Origin of the sequence: Chitinophaga sp. 22308 (assembly GCF_052045305.1) — a bacterium.
Taxonomy (GTDB): Bacteria; Bacteroidota; Bacteroidia; order Chitinophagales; family Chitinophagaceae; genus Chitinophaga; species Chitinophaga varians_A.
Genome location: NZ_JBQEOP010000004.1, coordinates 882,552 through 900,252 on the forward strand (window position 1 = coordinate 882,552; position 17,701 = coordinate 900,252).

General features: G+C 49.3%; 17 protein-coding genes. 6 read left to right on the forward strand and 11 right to left on the reverse strand.

Annotated features, from left to right (window positions below):
* Window positions 1–70 precede the first annotated feature (70 nt).
* The 4 genes from ACTJJS_RS19670 to pckA form a co-directional block, all read right to left on the reverse strand.
* On the reverse strand, window positions 71–1,960 hold the full coding sequence (locus ACTJJS_RS19670) for an OmpA family protein (protein ID WP_440664948.1): 1,890 nt from the start codon (window positions 1,958–1,960) through the stop codon (window positions 71–73).
* A gap of 99 nt (window positions 1,961–2,059) precedes the next feature.
* A complete protein-coding gene (locus tag ACTJJS_RS19675) occupies window positions 2,060–2,686 on the reverse strand; it encodes a 7-carboxy-7-deazaguanine synthase QueE (RefSeq protein ID WP_440664949.1) in 627 nt (208 codons plus the stop codon).
* Between the two features lie 36 nt (window positions 2,687–2,722).
* Window positions 2,723–3,610 (reverse strand): bifunctional methylenetetrahydrofolate dehydrogenase/methenyltetrahydrofolate cyclohydrolase FolD, encoded by an 888-nt coding sequence (folD, locus tag ACTJJS_RS19680; RefSeq protein WP_168869989.1) that lies wholly within the window; start codon window positions 3,608–3,610, stop codon window positions 2,723–2,725.
* 302 nt (window positions 3,611–3,912) lie between these two features.
* Complete coding sequence (gene pckA / locus ACTJJS_RS19685; protein WP_168869988.1) at window positions 3,913–5,514, reverse strand: phosphoenolpyruvate carboxykinase (ATP); 1,602 nt, start codon at window positions 5,512–5,514, stop codon at window positions 3,913–3,915.
* A 330-nt stretch (window positions 5,515–5,844) separates the two neighbouring features.
* Here pckA and ACTJJS_RS19690 point away from each other — a divergent pair, with 330 nt between their 5' ends.
* The 5 genes from ACTJJS_RS19690 (at window position 5,845) to ACTJJS_RS19710 (ending at window position 11,235) form a co-directional block, all read left to right on the forward strand.
* A complete protein-coding gene (locus ACTJJS_RS19690) occupies window positions 5,845–7,134 on the forward strand; it encodes an aminopeptidase P N-terminal domain-containing protein (protein WP_440664950.1) in 1,290 nt (429 codons plus the stop codon).
* 150 nt (window positions 7,135–7,284) lie between these two features.
* Entirely contained in the window at window positions 7,285–8,052 is a 768-nt protein-coding gene (locus ACTJJS_RS19695) for a CDP-alcohol phosphatidyltransferase family protein (protein WP_440664951.1), read from the forward strand.
* A 146-nt stretch (window positions 8,053–8,198) separates the two neighbouring features.
* The gene (gene purS / locus ACTJJS_RS19700; protein WP_078668804.1) at window positions 8,199–8,444 is read left to right on the forward strand and encodes a phosphoribosylformylglycinamidine synthase subunit PurS; all 246 of its coding nucleotides are present in this window, start codon (window positions 8,199–8,201) and stop codon (window positions 8,442–8,444) included.
* A gap of 96 nt (window positions 8,445–8,540) precedes the next feature.
* Entirely contained in the window at window positions 8,541–9,209 is a 669-nt protein-coding gene (rsmI, locus tag ACTJJS_RS19705) for a 16S rRNA (cytidine(1402)-2'-O)-methyltransferase (protein WP_440664952.1), read from the forward strand.
* A 139-nt stretch (window positions 9,210–9,348) separates the two neighbouring features.
* Window positions 9,349–11,235 (forward strand): M1 family metallopeptidase, encoded by a 1,887-nt coding sequence (locus ACTJJS_RS19710; RefSeq protein ID WP_440664953.1) that lies wholly within the window; start codon window positions 9,349–9,351, stop codon window positions 11,233–11,235.
* 55 nt (window positions 11,236–11,290) lie between these two features.
* Here ACTJJS_RS19710 and ACTJJS_RS19715 read toward each other — a convergent pair whose 3' ends face one another.
* The 7 genes from ACTJJS_RS19715 to ACTJJS_RS19745 all read right to left on the reverse strand — a co-directional run bounded on the left by ACTJJS_RS19715 (window position 11,291) and on the right by ACTJJS_RS19745 (window position 16,407).
* On the reverse strand, window positions 11,291–12,310 hold the full coding sequence (locus ACTJJS_RS19715; RefSeq protein WP_440664954.1) for a patatin-like phospholipase family protein: 1,020 nt from the start codon (window positions 12,308–12,310) through the stop codon (window positions 11,291–11,293).
* Between the two features lie 165 nt (window positions 12,311–12,475).
* Window positions 12,476–13,042: a DinB family protein gene (locus ACTJJS_RS19720; protein ID WP_440664955.1), complete on the reverse strand. Its 567-nt coding sequence runs from the start codon at window positions 13,040–13,042 to the stop codon at window positions 12,476–12,478.
* A 196-nt stretch (window positions 13,043–13,238) separates the two neighbouring features.
* Complete coding sequence (locus ACTJJS_RS19725; RefSeq protein WP_440664956.1) at window positions 13,239–13,448, reverse strand: hypothetical protein; 210 nt, start codon at window positions 13,446–13,448, stop codon at window positions 13,239–13,241.
* Window positions 13,449–13,469: 21 nt separating this feature from the next.
* Window positions 13,470–13,856 carry a hypothetical protein gene (locus ACTJJS_RS19730; protein WP_168869980.1) on the reverse strand — a complete coding sequence of 129 codons (387 nt, stop codon included), beginning with the start codon at window positions 13,854–13,856 and terminating at the stop codon, window positions 13,470–13,472.
* A gap of 18 nt (window positions 13,857–13,874) precedes the next feature.
* Entirely contained in the window at window positions 13,875–14,432 is a 558-nt protein-coding gene (locus ACTJJS_RS19735; RefSeq protein WP_168869979.1) for an RNA polymerase sigma factor, read from the reverse strand.
* Window positions 14,433–14,557: 125 nt separating this feature from the next.
* A complete protein-coding gene (rsmG, locus tag ACTJJS_RS19740) occupies window positions 14,558–15,187 on the reverse strand; it encodes a 16S rRNA (guanine(527)-N(7))-methyltransferase RsmG (protein ID WP_168869978.1) in 630 nt (209 codons plus the stop codon).
* A gap of 83 nt (window positions 15,188–15,270) precedes the next feature.
* The gene (locus ACTJJS_RS19745) at window positions 15,271–16,407 is read right to left on the reverse strand and encodes a glycosyltransferase (RefSeq protein ID WP_440664957.1); all 1,137 of its coding nucleotides are present in this window, start codon (window positions 16,405–16,407) and stop codon (window positions 15,271–15,273) included.
* Window positions 16,408–16,533: 126 nt separating this feature from the next.
* Between ACTJJS_RS19745 and tgt the strand changes: the two genes are divergently transcribed.
* A complete protein-coding gene (gene tgt / locus ACTJJS_RS19750; RefSeq protein WP_168869976.1) occupies window positions 16,534–17,664 on the forward strand; it encodes a tRNA guanosine(34) transglycosylase Tgt in 1,131 nt (376 codons plus the stop codon).
* Window positions 17,665–17,701: the final 37 nt, after the last annotated feature.

Consider the following 17,701-nt stretch of genomic DNA (forward strand, 5'->3'; position numbering starts at 1 on the left):
TGATACACAACTTGCTTCGGTCTTCGCTTTTATCCTTGTCATTTATTCACGAATCAAAAAATCCCTAAATCTATTCTACGCTCACGATACGGAACACTGTTCTCCTGTTGGTGGCGCGTCCTTCCTCCGTGTCGTTGGTGGCAATCGGCTGTGTTTCCCCATAACCTTTGAACGTGAGGCGGTTCACCGTGATACCCTTGTCTGTCAAGTATTTCACCACTGCCTTGGCCCGATTGGCGGATAGCACCATGTTGTCTTTATCGGAGCCTATATTGTCGGTATGACCGGCAATCTCAATTTTAATCGCCGGATTGTCCTGCATCAGTTTCACCAGTTTGTCCAGCTCTGTCACGGATGCTGGTTCAAGACTGAACTGGTTGCTCTGGAAGAAAATGTTATGCAGGACAATGCTGGCGTTAACGGCCAGTGGCTGCAACGGAATATTTTTCTCAAAAGGTGTTCCGGGGTGATGATCTTTCAGGGAGAAGTTATCGGAATAGAACAAATATCCTTTCTTGTTCACATGGAAAGCATAGTCCTTTCCTACCGGCAGTGGCGCCAGGAAATCGCCGTTATCGTTTGTTTTAACGGCGGCGATAGCGTAACCGCCTTGCAGGTCTATCACGTCAATATTGGCGGTCAGTCTTTTGTGGGTAGTAGTATCATACACATAGCCTTTTACGTAAAGGGTTTGCAGTGGCCGTGCTTCAGGATAAAGTTCAAAGCGGTAGATGTCCAGGGCGCCGCGGGTGTCGGAACGGTCGGAGGCAAAATAAGCGGTTTTGCCATTGGCTTCTACTACGAGCGAGGCATCTTCATCGATGGTATTGATAGGATAACCCAGGTTGGTGGCGGGTCCCCAGCTGCCGTCAGGCTGACGGCGGGAGTAAAAAATGTCGAGGCCACCGTAGCCGGGATGCCCGTTGGACGCGAAATACAGCGTTTGCCCATCTGCGTGGATGAAAGGCGTGGTTTCTCTGCCAGGGGTGTTGATATTGGGGCCAAGCCGCTCCGGCACGCTCCAGCGGCCGTTTTCCTGTCGGCGGCTCACGAAGATGTCGGCGCCTGCATCGGTTGTTTCGCGGGCGAAATAAAGCGTTTGTTTATCGGCAGACAGGCAGGGCTGAGATTCCCAGTCCCGCGTATTGATCGGTGCGCCGATGTTCTGTGGCGCTGTCCAGCCCTCGGGCGTTTTCTCGGAATAGTAGATGTCGCAGCTGCCTTTGCCTTCGGGAAATTCGCAACCGGTAAACACAAGCAATGTACCGTCCTGCGAGATGTTCTGGGCGCCTTCATTGAACGAGGTGTTTACGGGTTCGCCCATATTCTGCGCGGGCTGCCAGCCGCTGCTGTCGCGGCGGGAGATGAAAAAGTCTTCATTGCGGCCATTTACACGGCGGGTATAAATCAATGTTTGTGCATCGATGGTGAGCGACGGAAAATATTCAGGGTCTTTACTGTTGATATTATCTCCCAGGTTTTCCGGATGAAAAGGCACCTGTTGATGCTGGCTGACGGCAAACTCATAATTGTCCCTGAGCCTTTCGGCATTTTTATTCAGTGTTTTGCTGGTGACAAGATATTGACGGATGACATTCAGGGCGCTCTGAAAATCGCCGGTGCCGGCCAGTGAGCGGGAATAAGCTACCATCACCGGTTTGAGTCCGCTGCTGTCCAGTTGTTTCAGTTTGGTGAAACTTTCTTTGGCCGCGGAATAATTTTTCAGATCGATGTAACAAAGGCCCATCTGGCCATAGGCGTCGGTGAAGCCCGGCGCTACTTTGATGGCGTTTTGCAGCAGATCGATCGCATCTTTGCTTCTGTACATGCGGACGGCGTCTACTGCCTCGTCAAAGAAGGCTTTTGCTTTTTTAGGGGCTGTTTCGTAAGTAACTGTCTGGGCTTGTATTTGCAGGCAACAGCACCATAAACAGGCGGATAATAACAGCGTACGTTTCATAAATGTTTCTGGGTTGTGTAACGAAGATAGAGGATAAAACGAAGAAGCCACTGCTTTCATTGCAGTGGCTTCTTCGTTTTATCTTCTCCCCGGTCCTGTTTAGGGTACATTGATGTATTTATGTACCTGTAAAGACAGGCCCCATTCGGGATGGTCTTTGATGTAGTCAATGATCAGCGGCGTCATTTCTGCGCTGCGGTCCCATTCCGGCGCGAGGTACAGCTTACATTGTTTGCTGACCAGCGCGGCATATTTTTCTGCCCAGGCAAAGTCGGATTTGTTGAAGATGACGACTTTCAGTTCGCTGGCCACTTTACATACTTCCGGCAGCGGCGCCTTGAATTTTTTAGGCGACAGGGTAATCCAGTCCCAGCTGCCGCTGAGCGGAGAGGAGCCGGATGTTTCCATATGGGTGCGGAACCCTTTTTTATGCAGGGCTTTGGTGAGCGCGTCCAGATTATGCATCAGTGGTTCGCCGCCGGTGATAACGGCAAGGCGGCCCGGATGGGCAGCAGCCTCTTCCACGATATCCGTGATCTCGCGTTGCGGGTGTTTTAAGGCATCCCAGCTCTCTTTTACGTCGCACCAATGGCAACCTACGTCACAACCGCCCAGCCTGATGAAATAGGCTGCCTTGCCCTGATAGTAGCCTTCTCCCTGAAGGGTGTAGAAGCTTTCCATCACGGGCAGGGTGCTGGTTTTGATATTTGTTGTTATTACTGACATGATTTACGGCACAAAGTTCGGTTATTACCGCAACTTTTAGTTCATACTTCCTTTCAGGCCGATGTTGGCGTGATAGGTATTTTTCAGCAGGGCTGCGATGGTCATCGGACCTACGCCGCCAGGCACTGGCGTAATGAAGCTGCATTTAGGCGCTACTTCATCAAACTTAACGTCTCCTTTGAGGCGGAAACCGCTCTTTTTGGAAGCGTCAGCCACCCGGTTGATTCCTACGTCCACTACTACGGCGCCTTCCTTTACCATATCGGCGGTCACAAAGTCCGGTTTACCAATGGCAGCGATGATGATATCGGCCTGGCGGCATATTTCTGCCAGGTTTTGTGTGCGGGAGTGGGTGAGGGTAACGGTGCAGTTGCCGGGGTTGGTGTTGCGGCTCAGCAGGATGCTTACCGGCGTGCCCACGATATGGCTGCGGCCTATTACTACCGCGTGTTTGCCGGCAGTAGGAATGTTATAATGTTCCAGCATCAGCATGATGCCATAAGGAGTAGCAGGGATAAAGGCTGGTAAACCGCTCACCATTTTACCCACGTTCATGGGGTGGAAGCCGTCTACGTCTTTGCTGGGATCGATAGTGTTGATCACCAGTTCTTCGTTGATGTGTTTAGGTAAAGGCAGTTGCACCAGGATACCGTCCACATCTGCATTTTCATTGAGCAAAATGATCTGGTCCAGCAGGTGTTTTTCAGAAATCTGTTCGTCGAAACGGAGCAGGGTGGAGTTGTAGCCACATTCTGCACAGGATTTTACCTTGGAAGCCACATAAGTTTCGCTGGCGGGATTGTTGCCTACCAGTATGGCCGCGAGATGAGGTACTTTTTTACCAGCAGCCTTTAATTCAGCCACCTGAGCGGCTAATTGGGCTTTAATAGCCTCAGAAACGAGTTTACCGTCTAAAATTTGCATGTGCAAAGCTACGAATCAATTACGAATTACAAATTACGAATTACGAATTAAGGGCTGCTTCCCGGAAGGTTAGTTAATAACCGTTCCATAAAATAGCCCTTAGTTCGTAATTCGTAATTTGTAATTCGTAATTGATTGCGCGGCATTCGGCAAAACAAGCGACCAGGGGGCAGCGCTTGTTTTGCCCGGGCATTGCGCCCGTCAGAATGCGCGATAGTGGAAATTATAAGGCAAAACTTGCATATAAATCTCCCTGCCGCCCGTGGGCAGCAGGGAAAGATTTTTGATCACATCGGAAAGCATTAGATTTTTGGTGCGGCAGCGAGGATTTCAGCGTCTGCAGCGGCAGCATATTTCTCAAAATTGCGGATGAACTGGGCGGCCAGGTCTTTCGCCTTTTCGTCATAGGCTGCTTTGTCATTCCAGGTATTGCGTGGGTCCAGGATTTCAGCCGGAACACCGGGGCAGCTGTCAGGCATCGCCACGCCGAATACAGGATGAGGATGGAAGGTGGCGTTGTCCAGCTCGCCTTTCAGGGCGGCAGAGATCATCGCACGGGTGTAAGACAGTTTGATACGGCTGCCAATGCCATAAGCACCGCCGGTCCAGCCGGTATTGATCAGCCATACGTTCACCTGGTGACGGCGCATTTTCTCACCGAGCATCTGGGCGTACTGTGCCGGGTGCAGCGGAATGAAAGGCGCGCCAAAGCAGGCGCTGAAGGTTGATTTAGGTTCGGTGACACCTGCTTCTGTGCCGGCCACTTTGGCGGTATAGCCGGAAATAAACTGGTACATGGCCTGGCCGGGCGTCAGCCGGGAAACAGGCGGTAATACGCCGTAAGCGTCGCAGGTCAGGAAGAATATGTTTTTAGGAATACCTCCAATGGAAGGTTCCAGTGCATTGTCAATATAAGACAGTGGGTAAGACACCCGTGTGTTTTCCGTAATGGTACAATCAGTGTAGTTAACAGTGTTGGTGCCGGGGAAGAATTGGATGTTCTCCAGCAGGGCACCGGGGCGAACTGCCCGGAATATCTGCGGCTCTTTTTCTTCAGAGAGGTCGATGCACTTGGCATAACAACCGCCTTCAAAGTTAAACACGCCGGTGGATGTCCAGCCGTGTTCATCGTCGCCGATCAGTTTACGGGAAGGATCTGCACTGAGGGTGGTTTTACCGGTGCCGCTCAAACCGAAGAAGATGGCGGTATCGCCTTCATCTCCCTGATTGGCGGAGCAGTGCATGCTCAGTACCTGCTTGTCATGTGGCAGCACATAGTTAAGGATGGTGAAAATGCCTTTTTTGATTTCGCCGGTATAAGCGCTGCCACCGATAATGATGGTTTTACGGGAGAAGCTTACCATGCTGAAGTTACCCTGCCGCGTGCCGTCAACGGCAGGATCTGCCAGAAAGCCCGGGGCCTGGATAACGGTCCAGTCGGTATGCATGTAGTCCAGTTCTTCTTCCGTGGGGCGCAGGAACATATTATAGGCAAACAGGCTTGACCAGGGCAGTTCGGTCACTACCTTGATGTTAACCCGGTAATCCTGGTCTGCGCAGGCATAGCAGTCACGTACCCATATGTCTTTGCCGGTAAAATAGGCAGTGATTTTTTTGTACAGGCGGTCAAATACGTCTGCAGAAACGGGAATGTTAAAGTCGTTCCAGTTAACAGTGTCAGCTGTGAGGTCGTCTTTTACAATAAACTTGTCTTTGGGTGATCTGCCGGTAAATTGGCCGGTATTGACGGCCAGCGCTCCTGTGTCGGCCAGTACGCCTTGTTTTCTGGCTAATGTCTGTTCAACCAGTTTCTCTGGAGACAGCTGGTAATATACATTCGACACATTCTCTATGCCCAGTTCCCGTAAGTCAGCAACAGGGTTCCTTACGCTACTCATTTGCATAAAAAGCAAGATTGTTTTGGTGTAATGGCAAAACTAGGCATTTTTTGATATCGTCAAATTTTATCGGTGTTACACCACTAAAATTTAGATAAACTGAGTGGTACCCAGGGTTATTGTTGATAGATTTTTAATTTGGCTGCGTTTCCTTGCAGTATTTCAAACGACGGCTGTGTGAATATAACATTAAGTATTCGCAAGGGAGTATCAGTATTTATCCGGCTCTTCCCGCTTTTTAACCAGTTTTCCTGAATTTAAATTTATCACACAGCGGATTCATGAAATCACAAAATTTTGGACTAGGTTTGGAGCCTCATTTGAAATACAGACGATATGAAGAATCTGCCCTTGGACTCGCAGCTGTTTGTTAAAAACCGTGCGCGTTTTGTGGCCAAAATGCAGCCACAGTCAATAGCTATTATCAACTCCAATGATGAATTGCCGACCAACGGCGATGCGTTGCATAAGTTTAAACAAAACTCCGATCTGTACTGGCTTACCGGCATCGATCAGGAAGATACCATGGTGGTATTATATCCGGACAATCCCGATCCGAAATACCGGGAAGTACTGGTACTGGTACGTCCTAACGAGTTGAAAGAAAAATGGGACGGCCACCGCCTGCGCAAGGACGAAGCCTTTGCCATCTCCGGCATCGGCACTGTAGTGTGGCTCGACAGCCTCGACGCGCTGCTGCAGCAATGGATCAATGATGCTTCCAACATCTACCTGAACTCCAATGAAAATAACCGCAAAGCCAACCTGGTGCCGGTAAGGGATTACCGCTACGCACAGGAAATGAAGCTCCGCTACCCGCTGCACAACTATCTCCGGGCGGCCGTTATCTTCAAGGAACTGCGCGCGGTGAAAACAGCAGAAGAAGTGAAAGTGATACAGGAAGCGGTAGACATTACGGAAAAAGCATTCCGCCGCATCCTGAAATTTATTAAACCGGGAGTATGGGAACACGAAATCCATGCTGAAATTGTACATGAATTTCTGCGCAACCGCTCCGCCGGTGAGGCTTATGGCTCTATCATCGCTTCAGGCGACCGTGCCCGTACCCTGCACTATGTGTCCAACAACCAGGAGTGTAAAGATGGTGAACTGATCCTGATGGACTTCGGCGCGGAATACGGCGGCTATAATGCTGACCTTACCCGTACTATACCCGTAAACGGTAAATTCACCGACCGCCAGCGCCAGGTGTACAATGCCTGCCTGCATCTGCATAACTATGCGAAAAGCATTCTCCGCCCCGGCATTACCATCGCTAAATACCACGAAATGGTAGGAGAGGAAGCCGGTAAAGAATTCGTAAAACTGGGACTGATCACGGAAGCGGACATCAAAAACCAGGACCCTGAATCCCCGGCTTACCGCAAATACCTTTATCATGGCATTTCCCATCATCTGGGCGTAGACGTGCATGACCTGGGCCCTTCTTTACACCAGCCTATTCCGGAAGGCGCGGTGATGACCGTTGAACCAGGCATCTACATAGAAGAAGAGAAAATGGGCGTTCGCATTGAAAATAACATATGGCTTACTGCCAGCGGCAATGTGGACCTTTTCAAAAATATTCCTGTCACTGCTGAGGAGATCGAATCACTGATGAAATAACCCAGTCAAGAATTACAAATTACGAAATACGAATTACGAATTACGAATGAAGGGCTTCCTTATGGAAAGGTAGTAACTGACCGCTCCGTAAAGAAATCCCCCATTCGTAATTCGTATTTCGTAATTTGTAACTGTTTTAAAGCCATTTGAATGCGACAACTTCCTAACATTATTACCCTATGTAACCTTTTTTGTGGTGCGCTGGCCATTATCTGTGTGCTGCATGCGCCGGAGTTCCGGGTGGAATTTAACGGCAATGATTATACGGTGACCAACCCGGAGCCGGTATACTGGGCTTCTGCGTTGGTGGTATTGGCTGCAATTTTCGATTTTTTCGACGGGCTGGTGGCCCGTTTGCTGAAGGTGCAACTGCCCATGGGCAAAGAGCTGGACTCTCTTGCAGATGTGGTGACTTTTGGGGTGGTGCCAGGTATGATGTTGTACCGGCTGCTGCGGAGTGCCTATTACCAGATGCCAGATGCGTTTGAAGTATCTATGGTGAATCTGGCGCCGGCCTTGCTGGTACCGTGTTTTGCGGCCTACCGCCTGGCTAAGTTTAATCTCGATACCCGCCAGTCTGACAACTTTATAGGCGTGCCTACGCCGGCTGTAGGACTGCTGGTGGCTTCTTTCCCGATGATCGTGTTGTACAATCCCTATAATCTGGCCCACTGGTTACAGAACATCTGGGTATTGTATGGCATCATTGCAGTGCTATGCTACCTGATGGTGTCAGAAATTCCCATGCTGAGCCTGAAAATAAAGGAGAAATCGCTGAAGGCCAACTGGACAAGACTCTTGCTGGCAGTGCTGGTGATTGTCAGCATTCCCTTCCTCAACTACGCAACAGCTCCGTTTGTATTCATCTGTTACGTACTGCTCTCGCTGGCCGTACCTCCGAAAGTAACACCCATATAGGATCACAAATTACAAATTACGAATTACGAAAGGCTTGCTGGCAGGGCGGTTATTAAGTATCCTTTCTATATAGAGCCCCTCCGTTCGTAATTCGTAATTCGTAATTCGTAATTTTTTTTAGTAGGTTTGCGCCAAATTTTAGCACAATGACTTTTACTGCACATATCAATGTGATGCCACTGAAAGAATTATTGGACCCGCAAGGTAAAGCGGTGATGAGTGGTCTCAAAAACCTTGGCATGGGCCAGGTACAAGATGTACGGATTGGCAAACATATTACCCTGCAAATTGAAGCCGCCAGCAAGGAAGAAGCACATCAGATCGCTGAAAGTGCCTGCCAGAAGCTGTTGGCCAATCAGGTAATGGAATACTTCGAAGTACAGATACAATAAAAATAATTACGAGTGACGAATTACGAATTACGAATTGCCCGGGTTTATTGGGAAATCTATAATTCGTAATTCGTAATTCCGTAATTCGTAACTCACATGAAATTATACCTCATTCCATCTCCTATCGGCAATCTCGCCGATATTACCTACCGGGCTGTTAAAGTACTGGAAGAGGCGGAATTGGTGCTGGCCGAGGATACCCGTACCTCCGGCGTGCTCCTCAAACATTACCAGATCAACAAACCGGTAACTCCCTACCATCAACATAACGAACACAAAATAGTGCAGCACCTGCTGCAACAGCTGCAATCCGGCAAAACCATGGCCCTGCTCACTGATGCAGGCACGCCTGGCGTTTCTGATCCCGGGTTCCTGCTGGTCCGCGAATGTATCCGTGCCGGCGTGCCCGTGGAATGCCTGCCCGGCGCCACCGCATTTGTGCCCGCACTGGTCAATAGCGGCATCCCCATGAACCGCTTTACTTTTGAAGGCTTCCTGCCGCTCAAAAAAGGCCGCCATACACTGTTTTCCCAATTGGCCACTGAAGAACGCACCTTCGTTTTTTATGAATCGCCCATGCGGCTGGTAAAAACACTGGCCGATCTGATACAGTACCTCGGTCCCGACCGCCCCTGCTGCGTTAGCCGCGAACTCACCAAAATGTTCGAGGAAAATAAACGCGGTACCCTTCAGGAAGTGCATGACTACTTCCTCGAAAAAGGCGTAAAAGGCGAGATCGTAGTCGTTGTACAAGGCGCCGGCTGACCCATCTACCGATATCCCGTAACATCTTCCCCCAATAACCGCCCATACAGGCGGAAGACCTGCTGATGTATATTTTGACCAATTTTACGGGATAGCTATCCCGAATTGTTTATTTTAGCCCGGAATAAAAATATACTGAATGAAGCACGGGGTATTAGGAAGCTGCCTGGCCCTTACTATGATGACAGGCAGCTGGTTACAACTAAATGCACAGTCAGACCGCTGGCAACAAAGGGTAAAGTATACAATGGACGTGGCCATGGACGCCCCCGCCAACAAACTGACCGGTACACAACATCTGGAGTATTTCAATAACTCCCCTGACACGCTGAAGAAAGTCTTCTATCACCTGTACTGGAACGCCTTTCAGCCAGGCAGTATGATGGACGTGCGCAGTCGCGACCTGGGAAAAATCGTGCTCGGTAAAGATAAAAACGGCAATCCCCGCCGGGACTGGGACGCCCGGGTGCAGGACCGCATCTCCAAACTGAAACCGGATGAGATAGGCTACCAGAAAATCATCTCCCTGAAAAGAGATGGCAAAGCACAAGCATTCAAAGTAGTGGAAACGATCCTGGAAGTGCCGCTGGACAAACCTATCCTGCCACACTCAAAAGCCGTGTTCGACATGGAATTTGAAGCACAGGTGCCGGTGCAGATCCGCAGAAGCGGCCGCAATAATTCAGAAGGGGTGGACTTCTCCATGGCCCAGTGGTATCCTAAAATGTGCGAATACGACTACGAAGGATGGCATCCCACTCCCTATATCGCCCGTGAATTCTACGGCGTATGGGGCGATTATGATGTGAAAATAGCCATCGATAAAAAATATGTGCTGGCTGGTACCGGTTACCTGCAAAACCCTAACCAGATCGGCTATGGTTACGAAACACCAGGCGCCAAAGTAAACCGCCCTGCCGGAAATACACTGACCTGGCATTTTGTGGCGCCTAACGTGCATGACTTCGTATGGGCCGCAGATCCGGACTACAAACACATTACGCAAAAAGTAGACGGCTTTACGGCGCACTTCTTCTATATCGAAAATGAAAGCACCCGCGAATCATGGCCGGAGCTGGCTAAATTGATCCCCGGCGCCTATAAGTACATCAAAGCGCATTACGGGGCCTATCCTTATCAGCAGTACTCCTTCATCCAGGGCGGCGACGGCGGTATGGAATACCCGATGGCCACCCTGATCATGGGCAACCGGAACATCTCCGCGCTCTATAATCTGGCATTGCATGAATGGATGCATACCTGGTACCAGGGCATGCTGGCCACCAATGAAAGCCTCTATCCATGGATGGACGAAGGTTTTACCACCTTCGGAGAAGATGCTACCTACTATAGCACCGTTGATTCCCTGAAAGGAAAAAATCCGCATGAAGGCTCCTACAATGGCTATTTCGCCCTTGTAAACAGCCCTTATGAAGAACCGGCTTCCACACATGCAGATCACTTTAACAGCAACTACGGCTACAGCCTTACCGCCTATTCAAAGGGCGCCGTATTCCTGGAGCAGTTGGGCTACGTGATCGGTAAAGACAACCGTGATGCAGGCCTGTTACGCTATTACAACGAATGGCGCTTCAAACATCCGAATGTCAACGACTTTATCCGCGTAATGGAAAAGCAGAGCGGTATTCAGCTGGACTGGTACAAACAATACTTTATCAATTCCAACAAACATATTGATTACGGTATTGACAGCGTATATAGCAAAGGCAGCAAAACGGTTGTACGCCTGCGTCGTATCGGTTTGTTCCCTATGCCGGTAGACTTTATGGTGACCGATAAAAAAGGCAATCAGGTGATGCACTATATCCCGATGTCGCTCATGTTTGGCGAGAAGCCAAATGAACAATCTGCGGTAAAACGTATAGTCGATCCCGTTTGGTACTGGACCAACGCTACCTATGAGGTGGAACTGGACCTGCCACTGTCTGAAATAAAAGAGCTGGAAATAGATCCCAGCCAGCGTTTGGCAGATGTCGACAGAAGTAATAATAAAGCAGTGTCCTAAAATAGCGATACAGTGTAAAAGCGAAAGACCGAAGCTATGCTTCGGTCTTTCGCTTTTACACTGGTTGAATATGTAGCCGTTTAAATGTTTCAGCAGCTTTTGTTTCCCCATCGGCTATCATGCTTCTGATAGCACGGTTGATAAATTCCAGTCCGCCCATGCCGGCAGCCGGCGGCGTATCAGGCCTTATCACATGCAGGTTTACTATCTTCTTTCCTTTGAAAGGGGCGGCTTCCGGCAGGTCAAAACACTGGTGGACAGTTTCCGGCGGTACGCCGGCAGCTTGTAACTGGCGCTGTATAGCTTCGAGGTAACGGAGCGAGTGATTGTACACCATAGGTACAGCGATATCTTTTTCAGACATATTGATCGTGGCCCAGTCCATAGTACGTTCCAGTACATCGACCAGGTTTTTAAACTGGATATGATAGGCTTCCTGTTCCACCGGCGTGTGCAGTACCAGGTAGATATCTGTTGCGCCCCTGTCTATGGCGAGTTTTACCGGAGCGTACAAAGGGCCGCCGCCATCAATGAGTTGTTGCAACGGCTGGTCTGGTTCCGTAATGTCTACCGGCGGCATAAATGCCGGTTGCGTGAAAGAAGCTACCATTGCGTCACGCAGCGTATATACGTCACCGAGTTTTTTTACCGTATAACCGTTACTGTTGGACTCGCGGTTGGAGTAATAGATATTGCCGCCGGTTTGAAGGCTTCTGGTAGCAATGAACAGTTCACGTGGCGAAGCCATCAGTTGCTGGTAGCGGTCTTCCGTAACGATAGCATTGATTTTATGCAGTAACGGAATAATGTTATACAGCGAAAGGTGGTTGTTGGCCAGCCGCTGGATAGCATGGTTGGTAGACAGGAAATCGGGTGTGACATTGGCGGTAAAGATCTTTTCTGCCAGTTCATTGTCACCGATGGCTGCCAGCAGCGCGATCAGCGAGCCGGTGCTGGTGCCGCAAATGATATCGAATTGAATGTCCGGATGATGTTGCTGGATATACCTGACCACTCCTATGGCGAAGGCGCAACGGGCACCGCCTCCTCCTAATACTAATGCTGTTTTCGTCATGATAGATTTTTCAAAAATAATGTACGGTTTGTACTGCTAAACTGGCATGGGGTTATGCGTATGACAAATTGTGGTCATATCTCAAATTACAAAATCCGGGCAAAAAAAAATCAGGACGGCATCGCAGTCCTGATCAGGCGTAAAAATAAGCTGGGCATATAACGATTAAAAGATGAGTTGTTGCAATTGGTTTTCCCAGTTATGGCGTTGTAATTCATGGAATTTCAACTGTTCCAGATGGTGTTCTGTATGATAGGCCGTGAAGTACAGCATTTCCCGCAGGGTGATTTTCCCCAGCAGGGGATGAGGCAGGCGATACTTATCTAGCTCGTTTTCGGACCATCTGCCCAGATTCTCGAGCAGTCTGTTCTTTTGTTTAAGGAAGGCCTCTATGAGTATGGGCCGCTGGGCGCCATAAACAATGCCGGGCAGGTAAGTGATGGTGGATTTGCCGCCCCGGGCCAGCAGCTGACGATAGTCTTCCACCAGTTGATGGTAGGAGCGTGACGGCTGGCGGCTGGTGCCGAAGTAATGCAGCAGTATTTTTGGATAGCCCATGGCAGTAGCTACCGGCCTGGACGATTTAATGAGATGTTGGAGCTGTTGTCCTGCAGACCATTTGCCATAGGGCGTAGCGGTAAAACGGTGATCCGGCAATGTCTGCACAAAATCAACGAAATTATCGAAGCTGCTATTTATCTGAGAATGGATCTCATGCTGGTTCAGGTACATAGGAAATGATTTAAAGGGTGCATAAAACACAAAACCGGAAGCTTCCAAACTGATACCCGGGCCACTTTGCATTCTTCCTGAAGTTACGCCGGTTTTGCGACCTGTCCAATAAAATGACAGATATAAAATATATTAATATTTACTTTTCGGGTGCTAAACCCGATAAATGGATCATTTCTTCCTGCAAAAAACTCACTTATTCCAGTATTTCACACAAAAAACCCTGCTGTTGTACAAAATCAATGATGATATTCTCAGCTACCCGGAGGTCACCAATTCTGAGTACCCTGTCGCAATCATCGAGGTCCACGTGGCAGCTGGCCACCTCAAAGCGGGAGGTGATTGCCTGTATCATGGCCTGTTTTTCCTGCGTGTTCCCGATATTGGTTTTGAAGATGCCTATCATAGCGGAATGGATTTAGTTGGGTTATACTTGTTTGTCCTCTTTTTCGCCGCGGTCCTTCTGCTGGTCAAATTCGTCCTCATGCCAGTTAAATCCACGGGGATCGCAGTACTGGCGGAAGCGTTGTTTTATTTTTTCCCGTTGTTCGGGAGTCATGTTGGCCAGTTTTTCTTTCCATTCTTTGCGTTGGCGCCATCCGCCGCCCCATTTGCCGCCGCCGGGTTTGTGGCCATGCCAGCCAAACAGCAGTTTACCGAGTACGAGCAGGCCGAGGGCTTGCCAGTAGGAGATAACGGGGCCGTGGAAAAGTTCCGGAATCAGGTTGTTCCATAAAACCTGCGTCAGCAGGATGACAAGGGCAAAAAAGGCGATGCCTAAGAAAACCAATCCTATTTTTTTGATGGGTCGCATATCTTGAATAATTTGATGTTAGTTATTAAATAGTTCCTGATAAAGTTCTGCCAGCCGTTCCCGCAGATACAGTACTGCATAGCGTTTCCTGGACAACAGCGTGTTGACGCCGATGCCTGTTTCTTCGCTCATTTCCTTAAATGATTTGCCTTCCAGTTCGTGTTGCAGGAAGACCTGTTTTTGTTCGGCAGGTAATTCATCGATAGCCTGTGTAATCGCTTCCGATATGATCTTCCGCGTTAACGGGGTGTCGGCTTGTAAGTTTTCATCAGCAAGGATTTCCGGCAGAAAAAGGACTTCCTCTCCTTCTATTTCGCGCGTAAAGTCGGTGAAAGGTGTTTCTTTTTTCTTGCGGAACCAGTCGGTGATCCGGTTGCGCGTCACCGCAAAGAGCCAGCCCGTAATGGAGTCTATCTGACTGCCGAGGCGCAGGTATTCGGTGAACTGGTACAGTACGTCCTGCAATATGTCCTCCGCATCCGACGCGTTGTTGACACGCTGCCGGATGAAGTGCAGTAAACGCTTGCGTTCCTGCTTTACCGTAGCCTGTATGCGGTCGTTTTGCTCTTGGGCCATTATGCTGTTTGTGAGGAGCAACTGTTTCATCGTAATAAGGAAGACGAAACAGTAAAAACGATATTTTATTTTTCTTAAAAAAAAATATCAGGGGCAACAAAACGAGCGTCCATGGCGGTTATTCCTCAGCTTTTAACCATCACAATGTATTTCTCCTTAAAACTTTCTTCCGGAAAAATATCATAAATGTCTATTAACCGCGGTTTTACGCCGCTTTCAGAGATTTCCTGCGCCAGGTCGCCGCCTTTCAGGCATATCAGTCCTTTTTCGAACTGTTTGCCGGGCACGGCCGATTTCTTCAGCAGGGGCTTGCTCCACCGCCACAGGTCGGCCAGCGGGGCTACTGCCCTGGACACTACGATATCGAATTTACGGTTTTTAATCTCTTCTACGCGGCTATGTGCGCTGGTAACGTTTTTCAGGCCGAGGGCTTCTGCAACGCCCTGTACCACCTTGATTTTTTTGCCGATGGAGTCTACCAGGTGGAACTGTACTTCCGGGAAGAAGATGGCCAGCGGAATGCCGGGGAAACCGCCGCCGGTGCCCAGGTCCAGTATCTGGGTGCCCGGCTGGAAATCTGCGATGGCCGCTATGCTCAGGGAATGCAACACATGCCGCTCATACAAAGAATCAATATCCTTGCGGGAAATCACATTGATTTTCCCGTTCCATTCCTCATACAATCCTTTCAGGGCTTCCAACTGTTGTGACTGGGCAGGCGTAAAATCGCTGAAATACTTTAAAATAATCTCCATGGCGCAAAAGTAAAGAATTGGCCCTTATAAAACGACGAATGGCGGAGTATCTCCGCCATTCTGTTATCATTCAGGTAGATGACCTACCATTTGTTTTTGGAGCGGAACATCAGCGCTGGCGTAAAGATGATATAATATAATACCATGAAGATGTCCATTAGCCAGCTGAACTTGAAAAGATCGCTTTCATCGAGCCTGCGCATGGCGGCGTAGGTGATAATGGACTGCACCAGTACCTTGGTCGCGAAGATGCCCAGCACGTACCACAAAATTGGCGGCGGGAAAAACAGCGCGAAAATAAGGGCCGGGTAAAAGAGGAAATGTGTCAGGGAAAACAGGCCCAGCACAAACTTATGCCCAAAGCGGTAGTGTTTGCCGGTGGACATATGCCTTGTTTTTTGCCTGAACCAGCTTTTCCAGCTCAGTTTAGGCTCTGAATAGGTAAATGCCTGCTTATCGATGACTACTCCCACATTTTTGCGGTTGGCGGCGGAATTGACAAACAGATCGTCATCGCCGCTGGCCAGGTGCTGATGGCTGGTAAATCCTTTATGGCGGAAGAACAGCTCCCTCTTGTAAGCCAGGTTGCGGCCCACGCCCATGTAGGGCATGCCGCTCATGGCAAAGGACAGGTGCTGCAGGGCACTGAAAAAGGTTTCGTAACGGATCACTTTATTCAGGAAGCCTGGTTTTTTATGGTAAGCGCCGTAACCCAGCACTATTTCCTTGTCATCGTCAAACCCCTGGCTCATTAACGTCAACCAGTATGTGCTGCCCGGCTTGCAGTCGGCGTCTGTAAGCAGTACATTATCGTACTGGGCGCCTTTCAGGCCTATGGACAGCGGATATTTTTTCCCGGGGATGAATTTGGCGGCTTGTTTGATTTCAATATGACGGTAGTGTGGATAACCCGGCTCTATGGAGCGGAGATAGTATTTGGTATCATCTTCAGAGTTATCGTTGACCACAATCACCTCATATTCCGGTTTATGATGCACATGATAACGCTGCTGTAATACGCCCGGCAGATTTTTCTGCAGGTTAAGTTCTTCATCCTTGGCGCAGATGATCACTGAAAAAGGGCCGCCAGGCGCTTGGTCCAGGTCAAACTTACGACGATAAAAAGCTACCCGGGAAAAGACAAACAGATAATATATCGTTTGAATTCCTGCTACGGCAGCGAAAAAGTATAAGGCAATTTCACCCAGATTGTCAAGCATAATGCTGGCAAAAATATAATATTTTTATTATCTGTAAAATAATAAAAAATCCTGCTTCGAAGGATAAAATCATCAAATGAGAAAATAGCCAAATAATCCGATCTTTGCACGCTGAAATTAAGAGCTGTGAATTTTGAACTGATAACTACAGATAAAGGCAGTAATGCCAGGGCAGGTAAGATCACCACGGCCCATGGTACCATAGAAACGCCGATTTTTATGCCGGTAGGCACAGTGGGCAGCGTGAAAGCCGTTACCCAGGACCAGGTACGTGACGATGTACAGGCACAGATCATCCTGGGCAATACTTACCATCTGTACCTGCGCCCGGGGCTGGAAGTGTTGTCACTGGCCGGCGGCCTGCATAAATTCAACGGCTGGGACCGCCCTATACTGACCGACAGTGGTGGGTATCAGGTATTTTCCCTGGCCGCCAACCGCAAAATCAAGGAAGAAGGGGTAGTGTTTCAATCCCATATCGATGGCTCCAAACACCTGTTCACCCCCGAAAACGTGATGGATATCCAACGGACCATCGGCGCCGATATTATCATGGCATTCGATGAATGCCCGCCGTACCCTTCAGAATACCGTTATGCACGTAAATCCATGGAGCTGACGCACCGCTGGCTGGACCGCTGCATTCAGCGACTGAAAGACACACAGCCCGCCTACGGCCATGAACAGACACTGTTCCCCATCGTACAGGGCAGTACCTATAAAGACCTCCGTAAGGCATCTGCGGAGTATATCGCCTCCCGTGGCGCCGCAGGCAATGCCATCGGTGGTTTGAGCGTAGGCGAACCGGAAAATGAAATGTATGAAATGTGCGGCCTGGTGACCGAAATCCTGCCGCAGGACAAGCCCCGTTACCTCATGGGCGTGGGCACGCCCTGGAACATCCTGGAAAATATCGCCCTCGGCGTGGATATGTTCGACTGCGTAATGCCCACCCGTAACGGCCGTAACGGCATGCTCTTTACCTGGAACGGCGTGATGAACATCCGTAATAAAAAATGGGCCACCGATTTTAATCCGATCGACGCCAACAGCGAATGTTTTGCCACCCGCGACTATTCCCGTGCCTACCTGCGCCACCTGTTTGTGGCCGGTGAAATTTTAGGCATGACATTGGCGAGTATCCACAACCTCGCTTTTTATCTGGAGCTGGTCAAGGAAGCCCGCCGCCAGATACTGGCCGGTACTTTCGCTACGTGGAAAACAGGAATGGTACAGCAACTGAAAACGCGACTGTAAAAGTTCAGACAATAAAATAAACTAATATCTTTGGGCT

Bases quoted from the DNA above. Each gene is read 5' to 3' on its own strand.
- ACTJJS_RS19745 (WP_440664957.1), bottom strand. From the start codon at position 16,407: ATGCTTGACAATCTGGGTGAAATTGCCTTATACTTTTTCGCTGCCGTA.
- pckA (WP_168869988.1), bottom strand. From the start codon at position 5,514: ATGCAAATGAGTAGCGTAAGGAACCCTGTTGCTGACTTACGGGAACTG.
- ACTJJS_RS19690 (WP_440664950.1), top strand. From the start codon at position 5,845: ATGAAGAATCTGCCCTTGGACTCGCAGCTGTTTGTTAAAAACCGTGCG.
- ACTJJS_RS19735 (WP_168869979.1), bottom strand. From the start codon at position 14,432: ATGGCCCAAGAGCAAAACGACCGCATACAGGCTACGGTAAAGCAGGAA.
- ACTJJS_RS19670 (WP_440664948.1), bottom strand. From the start codon at position 1,960: ATGAAACGTACGCTGTTATTATCCGCCTGTTTATGGTGCTGTTGCCTG.
- ACTJJS_RS19695 (WP_440664951.1), top strand. From the start codon at position 7,285: ATGCGACAACTTCCTAACATTATTACCCTATGTAACCTTTTTTGTGGT.
- ACTJJS_RS19710 (WP_440664953.1), top strand. From the start codon at position 9,349: ATGAAGCACGGGGTATTAGGAAGCTGCCTGGCCCTTACTATGATGACA.
- purS (WP_078668804.1), top strand. From the start codon at position 8,199: ATGACTTTTACTGCACATATCAATGTGATGCCACTGAAAGAATTATTG.
- rsmI (WP_440664952.1), top strand. From the start codon at position 8,541: ATGAAATTATACCTCATTCCATCTCCTATCGGCAATCTCGCCGATATT.
- ACTJJS_RS19715 (WP_440664954.1), bottom strand. From the start codon at position 12,310: ATGACGAAAACAGCATTAGTATTAGGAGGAGGCGGTGCCCGTTGCGCC.
- folD (WP_168869989.1), bottom strand. From the start codon at position 3,610: ATGCAAATTTTAGACGGTAAACTCGTTTCTGAGGCTATTAAAGCCCAA.
- ACTJJS_RS19730 (WP_168869980.1), bottom strand. From the start codon at position 13,856: ATGCGACCCATCAAAAAAATAGGATTGGTTTTCTTAGGCATCGCCTTT.
- ACTJJS_RS19720 (WP_440664955.1), bottom strand. From the start codon at position 13,042: ATGTACCTGAACCAGCATGAGATCCATTCTCAGATAAATAGCAGCTTC.
- ACTJJS_RS19675 (WP_440664949.1), bottom strand. From the start codon at position 2,686: ATGTCAGTAATAACAACAAATATCAAAACCAGCACCCTGCCCGTGATG.
- rsmG (WP_168869978.1), bottom strand. From the start codon at position 15,187: ATGGAGATTATTTTAAAGTATTTCAGCGATTTTACGCCTGCCCAGTCA.
- ACTJJS_RS19725 (WP_440664956.1), bottom strand. From the start codon at position 13,448: ATGATAGGCATCTTCAAAACCAATATCGGGAACACGCAGGAAAAACAG.